This is a genomic window from Streptomyces sp. NPDC031426 (assembly GCF_055581585.1).
This window is the reverse complement of sequence record NZ_JBVIJE010000075.1, coordinates 1-7,621: the sequence shown is the minus strand read 5'-3', so window position 1 is coordinate 7,621 and position 7,621 is coordinate 1. Positions and strand designations below refer to the sequence as shown.

Genomic DNA, 7,621 nt, shown 5'->3' with positions numbered 1-7,621 from the left:
TTCGAGGCGGTGCTGCGGGCGAAGGCGGTCTCCGCGGTGCATCTGCATGAACTGACCCGGCACATGGACCTGTCGGCCTTCGTGCTCTTCTCCTCGGTGAGTGGCGTATGGGGAACCGCGGGCCAGGCCAACTACGCAGCGGCCAACGCCCACCTCGACGCGCTCGCCGAGCAGCGGCGCGCCGAAGGACTGCCCGCCACCTCGATCGCCTGGGGCCCCTGGGCCGAAGGCGGCATGGCCGCCGACGAGACCCTCGCGCAGCGGATGCGGGCCGGCGGCGTACCGCCGATGACCACCTCGGCCGCGATCGACGCGCTGCAGCACGCACTGGACTCGCACGACACGGTGGTGGCCGTTGCGGACGTCGACTGGCAGCGGTTCGCACCCGGCTTCACCGCCGTGCGCCGAAGCCCCCTGCTGGCGGAACTCCCCGAAGTACGCGGGGCCCTGGCACCCGCCGAATCCGCCGCCGATTCCGGCACGGACAAGGTCCGCGCGTCCTCCCTCGCACAGCGCATGTCCCGTCTCCCCGAGACGGAGCAGCGGCGCCTGCTGCTGGATCTGGTACGTGAGACCGTCGCGGCCGTGCTCGGCCACGCCGGTCCCGGGACCGTCGGCGCCAACCGCGCGTTCAAGGAGCTCGGCTTCGACTCGCTGACGGCGGTCGAGCTCCGCAACCGCCTGGGTGCCGCAGGAGAGCTGCGGCTGCCCGCCACGCTGATCTACGACTACCCGACTCCGTCCGCGCTGGCCGATCACCTGTGGACCGAACTGCTCGGCACGCAGGAGGTGTCCGGCGGCCCGGTGTCGCGGTCGGCGGAGGCGACGGACGACCCGATCGCGATCGTCGGCATGAGCTGCCGCTTCCCCGGTGGCGTACGGTCGCCGGAAGACCTCTGGCAGCTCCTCGCCTCCGGGCGGGACGCGATCTCCGGCTTCCCCACCGACCGCGGCTGGGACCTCGACTCGCTGTACGGCTCCCGGTCGGACGCGCTGCCCACCACCGGCTCTCCCGCTTCCGGTACGACGAACACGTCGTACGCGCATGAGGGCGGCTTCCTCTACGACGCGGCCGAGTTCGACCCGGCGTTCTTCGGGATCAGCCCGCGCGAGGCGCTCGCCATGGACCCGCAGCAGCGGCTGCTGCTGGAGACGTCGTGGGAGGCGTTCGAGCGCGCCGGAATCGATCCGTCGTCCGTACGCGGCAGCCAGGCGGGCGTGTTCATCGGGACCAACGGTCAGGACTACCTGTCCCTGGTCCTCAACTCGCCCGAGGCCACGGACGGCTTCATGAGCACCGGCAACTCGGCCAGCGTCGTCTCCGGGCGTCTCGCCTACACCTTCGGTGCCGAAGGGCCTGCCGTGACGGTGGACACGGCCTGCTCCTCGTCGCTGGTCGCCCTGCACCTCGCCGCCCAGGCGCTGCGCAGTGGTGAGTGCGATCTGGCGCTGGCCGGCGGTGTGACCGTGATGTCGACACCCGGCGCGTTCATCGAGTTCAGCCGGCAGCGTGGTCTTGCTGCCGATGGCCGGGTGAAGGCGTTCGCGGCGGGTGCGGACGGCACCGGCTGGGGTGAGGGTGTGGGCATGCTGCTGGTCGAGCGGCTGTCCGATGCCCGTCGTAACGGTCACCCGGTGCTGGCGGTGGTCCGTGGCTCGGCGGTGAACCAGGATGGTGCGAGCAATGGTCTGACGGCGCCGAACGGGCCGTCGCAGCAGCGGGTGATCCGGCAGGCGCTGGCGAGTGCCGGGCTCTCGGCGTCCGAGGTGGACGTGGTGGAGGCGCATGGTACGGGTACGACGCTGGGTGACCCGATCGAGGCGCAAGCGCTGCTGGCCACCTACGGCAAGGAGCGTGCCGAGGACCGGCCGTTGTGGCTGGGCTCGATCAAGTCGAACATCGGTCACACGCAGGCCGCGGCCGGTGTCGCCGGGATCATCAAGATGGTGATGGCGATGCGGCACGGAGTGCTGCCGCGGACCCTGCACGTCGACGAGCCGACGCCGCACGTGGACTGGGCGGCGGGCGCGGTGGAGTTGCTGACCGAGGCGCGGGAGTGGCCGGAGACCGGCCGCCCTCGCCGGGCGGGCGTGTCGTCCTTCGGTGTGAGTGGCACCAACGCCCACACCGTGCTCGAGCAGCCACCGGCAGAAGATGCGGACCGGACGGAGACCCTTCCGTACCAGGCCGCACCGTTGAGCACCATGTGGGTTCTCTCCGCCAAGTCCGACGGGGCGCTGCGGGCTCAGGCCGAGCGCCTGTGGGCGCGGATCGCCTCAGACGGCGATGCGAGGCCGGCAGATGTCGCCTATTCGCTGGCCACCTCGCGGGCCGCGCTGGAGCGACGGGCGGCGGTGGTCGGTGGGGACCGCGACGTCCTGCTGGCCGGGCTCGCCGCACTGGCGGCGGGGGAGCCGGGGTCGCAGGCGGTCCGGGGAACGGTCGGTGAGGGCCGCACGGCGTTCCTGTTCACCGGGCAGGGCAGCCAGCGGCTGGGGATGGGCCGGGAGCTGTACGACGCCTACCCCGTGTTCGCCGAGGCCCTGGACGAGGTCTTCGCTCGGTTCGAACTGCCGCTGCGAGAAGCGGTGTTCGGCGATGACGCTCAGCTGATCGACCAGACGTCGTATACGCAGCCCGCGTTGTTCGCGGTGGAGGTGGCGCTGTTCCGGCTCCTCGAATCATGGGGCGTCAGGCCGGACTTCGTCTCCGGTCACTCCATCGGTGAGATCGCTGCGGCGCATTGTGCGGGTGTGCTGTCGCTGGAGGACGCGTGCACCCTGGTGGCCGCGCGTGGTCGGCTGATGCAGGAGCTGCCGTCCGGTGGTGCGATGGTGGCGGTGCAGGCCGCCGAGGACGAGGTCACCCCGTACCTGACCGACCGGGTGAGCATCGCGGCCGTCAACGGACCCGCCTCCGTGGTCGTGGCCGGTGACGAGGACGCCGTACTGGAGATCGCCGCCCGCTTCGAGGAGCAGGGCCGCAAGTCGAAGCGTCTGACGGTCAGTCACGCGTTCCACTCGCCGCACATGGACGGCATGCTGGACGCCTTCCGCAAGGTCGCCGAGGGCTTGTCGTACGAGGCCCCGCGCATCCCGCTCGTCTCCAACCTCACCGGCACGATCGCAACCCCGGACGAGATCACCAACCCTGACTTCTGGGTCCGTCACGTCCGTGCAGCGGTCCGCTTCCACGACGGCATCCGCACCCTCGAAGCCCAGAACGTCACCACGTTCGTCGAGCTGGGCCCGGACGGTGTGCTCTCGGCGATGGGCCAGGACTGCGTCACCGGCGAGGACCATGCGTTCGTTCCGGTGCTCCGCGCGGGCCGTCCGGAGCCGGAAACCCTGACCACGGCCCTCGCGCACGCCCACACCCGGGGCATCGCGGTGGACTGGCAGGCGTACTACGCCGGCACCGGCGCCCGACGCGTCGACCTGCCCACCTACGCCTTCCAGCGTCGGCACTACTGGGTCGACGTCTTCACCGGCTCCGACGACGTGACGTCCGTCGGCATCGGCTCGGCGGACCATCCGTTGCTGGGTGCCGCCGTGGAGCTGCCCGACTCGGACGGTTGCCTGTTCACGGGGCGGCTGTCGTTGCAGACACATCCCTGGCTGGCCGATCACACGGTCATGGGGCAAGTGGTGTTGCCCGCGTCGGCGTTCGTGGAGCTGGCGATCCACGCCGGCGACCAGGTCGGCTGCCCGGTGCCGGTCGAGCTGGACGTGCACACGCCGCTGGTGCTGCCGGAGCACGGCGGCGTCCAACTGCGGGTGCAGGTCGGCGAGTCCGGACCTGACGACGGCACGAGGGACCGGTCGGACCGCCGCACCTTGACGGTGTACTCGCGGCCCGAGCGGGCGACTTCCGGTGCCGGTGACGGCATTCGGCCGGACCTCCCGTGGACCCGCAACGCGAGCGCCACGCTCACCGCTGCCCCGGATGCCGGAGACACCCTCCCCGGCGCGGCCGACTTGGCGGTCTGGCCGCCGGCCGGTGCCGAAGCGGTGCCGGTCGACACGCTGTACGAGGCGTCGGCGGCCGCGGGGGTCGTGCACGGCGCATCCTTCCGGACGCTGCAGCAGGTGTGGGTGCGCGACGGAGTGGTCTTCGCCGAGGTGCGGCTCGCTCCGGACCACGAGGAGGGCGACCGGGGAGAAGGCGGCCAGCGAGGAATCGCTGAGCGGTTCACCCTGCCTCCCGCGCTGCTCGACGCGGCGCTCCTGGCGGCTCACCGGTGTGCTCCGGGCGGTGTCAGGGCGGGTGATCTGGCCCTCGCCTGGCGGGAGGTGGTGCTGCACGCCCCGGCTCCCTCCGTGCTGCGGGTGCGGATCGGTTCCGCGGGCGACGGTTCCGTGGCCTTGACCGCGACGGATTCCGCCGGTGCCCCGGTGGTGACGGCACAGTCCGTGGTCCTGCGCTCCTTCACCGCCGAGCAGGTGGCCGCCACCGTCGCGGCGCTGGGCGACCGCAGTGCCCACCACGACTCGCTGTTCCGCCTCGAGTGGCTGCGCACGCCCGTCGCATCCGTCGCCGGATCCGAGAGCGGCGGCTACGCCGTCATCGGCGCACTGGACGACGCAGGAGTGACGGCGTCGCTCATGACGGCGGGCATCCGGGCCAAGGTCTTCGACGACGTGTCGTCGCTGGAGACGGCCGTCGGCGCGGGCCGTGCTGTTCCGGACGTGATCCTGCTGCCGTGCGTATCCGGACCGCGCGCCGCTCACGGCGAGCACGGCGGGCACGGCGACGGCGGTGACGGCCACCACGGCGACAGGTCCCGCTTGGCCGCGCAGGTCGGTGCTTCCGTCACCCGGGTACTCGGCGCCCTGCAGTCCTGGCTGGCCGGTGACCGCTTCGCCGGCACCCGGCTGGTGGTCCTCACCGCCGGCGCGGTCGCCACCGGCCCGGGAGAGGACGTCGCGGACCTGGCGCACGCGGCGGTGTGGGGCCTGGTGCGGTCCGCGCAGTCGGAGAACCCCGACCGGATCGTCCTGCTCGACACCGACGGGACCGATGCCTCCTACGGCGCTCTTGCGGGGGCCGTCATGTCCGGGGAGCCGGAACTCGTCCTGCGGTCCGGTTCCGCGTACGTGCCGCGCCTTGCCCGTACGGCGCGGGTCGTCGAGCGGACGGCTCCGGCGTTCGATCCTGAGGGGACCGTCCTGATCACCGGGGCCACCGGTGGGCTGGGACGGCTGCTCGCACGGCATCTTGCGGCGGAGCACGGTGCCCGCCGTCTGCTGCTGGTCAGCCGGAGCGGACCCGCCGCGGAGGGCATGGCCGAACTCCGGGAGGAACTCGGCCGGTGGGGGACGCAGGTCACGGTGGCGGCCTGCGACGTGGCCGACCGCGCGGCGCTCGCCGAACTCCTCGCGACGGTGCCGGCGGAGCATCCGCTGACGGCCGTCGTGCACACCGCGGCCGTACTGGACGACGGTGTCGTCGACAAGCTCACGCCCGAGCGTGTCGCCCGGGTGCTGCGGGCGAAGGTCGACGCGGCGCTCAATCTGCACGACCTGACCCAGGACCTGGATCTGTCGGCGTTCGTGTTGTTCTCGGCGGCGGCCGGCACGCTCGGCGCCGCCGGGCAGGCCAACTACGCGGCGGCCAACGTATTCCTCGACGCGCTGGCCCGCCACCGCCGCGCCCGCGGACTGACCGCTCTGTCCCTGGTGTGGGGCATGTGGGCCGAGGAACGCGGCATGGCGGGCAGGCTGGCCGCCGCCGACCGCTCCCGTGCGGCACTCGGAGGCGTACTGCCGCTGTCGGCGGACCAGGGACTCGCCCTGTTCGACGCCGCCTGCCAGGCGAGCACCGCGTCCGGCGAGGCCGTCCTGGTTCCGCTCGGGCTCGACTTCGGTACCTTGCGCGCCGCCGCGGTGAGCGGCGACCTCCTGCCGATGTTCCGCGGCCTGGTGCGCACGACGGTCCGTCGCCGCTCCGGCGACGGCCAAACCGGCGGCGGAGACGGCGCCGAGGGACTCGCGCAGCGGCTGGCGCGGCTGTCGGCGGCCGAGCGGGAACAGACGGTGCTCGATCTGGTACGCGGGCAAGTGGCCGCCGTCCTGGGGCACACCTCGCACGACGAGGTGGGCGCCGGACAGGCGTTCCGCGAACTGGGCTTCGACTCCCTGACCGCGGTCGAACTGCGCAACCGGCTCGCCACGGCGACGGGGCTGCGCCTGCAGGCCACGCTCGTCTACGACTATCCGACACCGGCCGCACTCGCGCAGCACCTGCTCGGGCAGGTCGCGCCCGAGGCGGCCGAGCCGGAGGTGTCCGTGCTGGACGAGCTGAACCGGCTGGAGAACGCGTTCTCTTCGCCGGCGACCGACGGCCTGGCGGCGCTGATGGCGGACGACGCGGCACACGCCCGGGTCGCGGTACGCCTGCAGTCGCTTCTGGCGCAGTGGAATGACGCACGCCGTGGCCAGGGCGGCGGTGAGACCACGGCGGTCCTCGAAGAGGCCAGCGACGACGAGCTGTTCGACTTCATCGACAAGCGGTTCGGCGCGAGCTGAAGCCATGAGCCGGCCATCGCATCGCACCCACCACCGCCACGATCTCGACGACCATCCGAATAGGTGAAGCGCCCATGGCGAACGAAGCAAAGCTCCGCGAATACCTCAAGAAAGTCACGACGGATCTCGACGAGGCGTACGGGCGGCTGCGGGACATCGAGGACCGGGCCCGGGAGTCCATCGCCATTGTGGCGATGAGCTGTCGTTTCCCGGGTGATGTGCGGTCGCCGGAGGATCTGTGGCGGTTGCTGGTCTCGGGTGGGGATGCGTTGTCCGGGTTCCCGGTGGACCGGGGTTGGGACGTGGAGGGGCTGTACGATCCGGATCCGGACGCGCAGGGGACGTCGTACACGCGTGAGGGTGGTTTCCTGCGGGAGGCGACGCGTTTCGATCCGGGTTTCTTCGGGATCTCGCCGCGTGAGGCGCTGGCGATGGATCCGCAGCAGCGGCTGCTGCTGGAGACGTCGTGGGAGGCGTTCGAGCGGGCGGGGATCGACCCGGGGACCCTGCGGGGCAGCCAGGCCGGTGTCTTCGTCGGCGTCAACGGCTCCGACTACCTCTCCGCCCTGCTGGAAGCCGACGACGACTTCGCCGGCCACCTGGGGACCGGCAACGCCGCCAGTGTGATGTCCGGACGTATCTCCTACACGTTCGGGCTGGAGGGTCCGGCGGTGACGGTGGACACCGCGTGCTCGGCCTCGCTCGTCGCCCTCCACCTGGCGGTGCAGGCGCTGCGCAACGGCGAGTGCTCGCTCGCGCTCGTCGGCGGCGCCCATGTGATGGCCACGCCCGGCCTGTTCGTGGAGTTCAGCCGGCAGCGCGGACTGTCCGCGGACGGCCGCTGCAAGGCGTTCTCCGCCGACGCCGACGGCTTTGGTCCGGCCGAGGGCGTGGGCATGCTGCTGGTGGAGCGGCTGTCGGACGCCCGGCGCAACGGCCACCCGGTGCTGGCGGTGGTGCGCGGCAGCGCCGTCAACCAGGACGGTGCGAGCAACGGACTGACGGCGCCGAACGGTCCGTCGCAGCAGCGGGTGATCCGGCAGGCGCTGGCCAACGCCCGGCTGTCGGCCGACCAGGTCGACGCGGTGGAGGC

2 protein-coding genes are annotated in these 7,621 nt (G+C 72.1%); both read left to right on the top strand.

Going from position 1 to position 7,621, the window contains the following annotated elements:
• The coding region (locus ACZ5NH_RS45005; protein WP_468784231.1) for a type I polyketide synthase at positions 1–6,528 on the top strand (6,528 nt) is incomplete at its 5' end.
• 74 nt (positions 6,529–6,602) lie between these two features.
• The coding region (locus tag ACZ5NH_RS45000) for a beta-ketoacyl synthase N-terminal-like domain-containing protein (RefSeq protein ID WP_468784229.1) at positions 6,603–7,621 on the top strand (1,019 nt) is incomplete at its 3' end.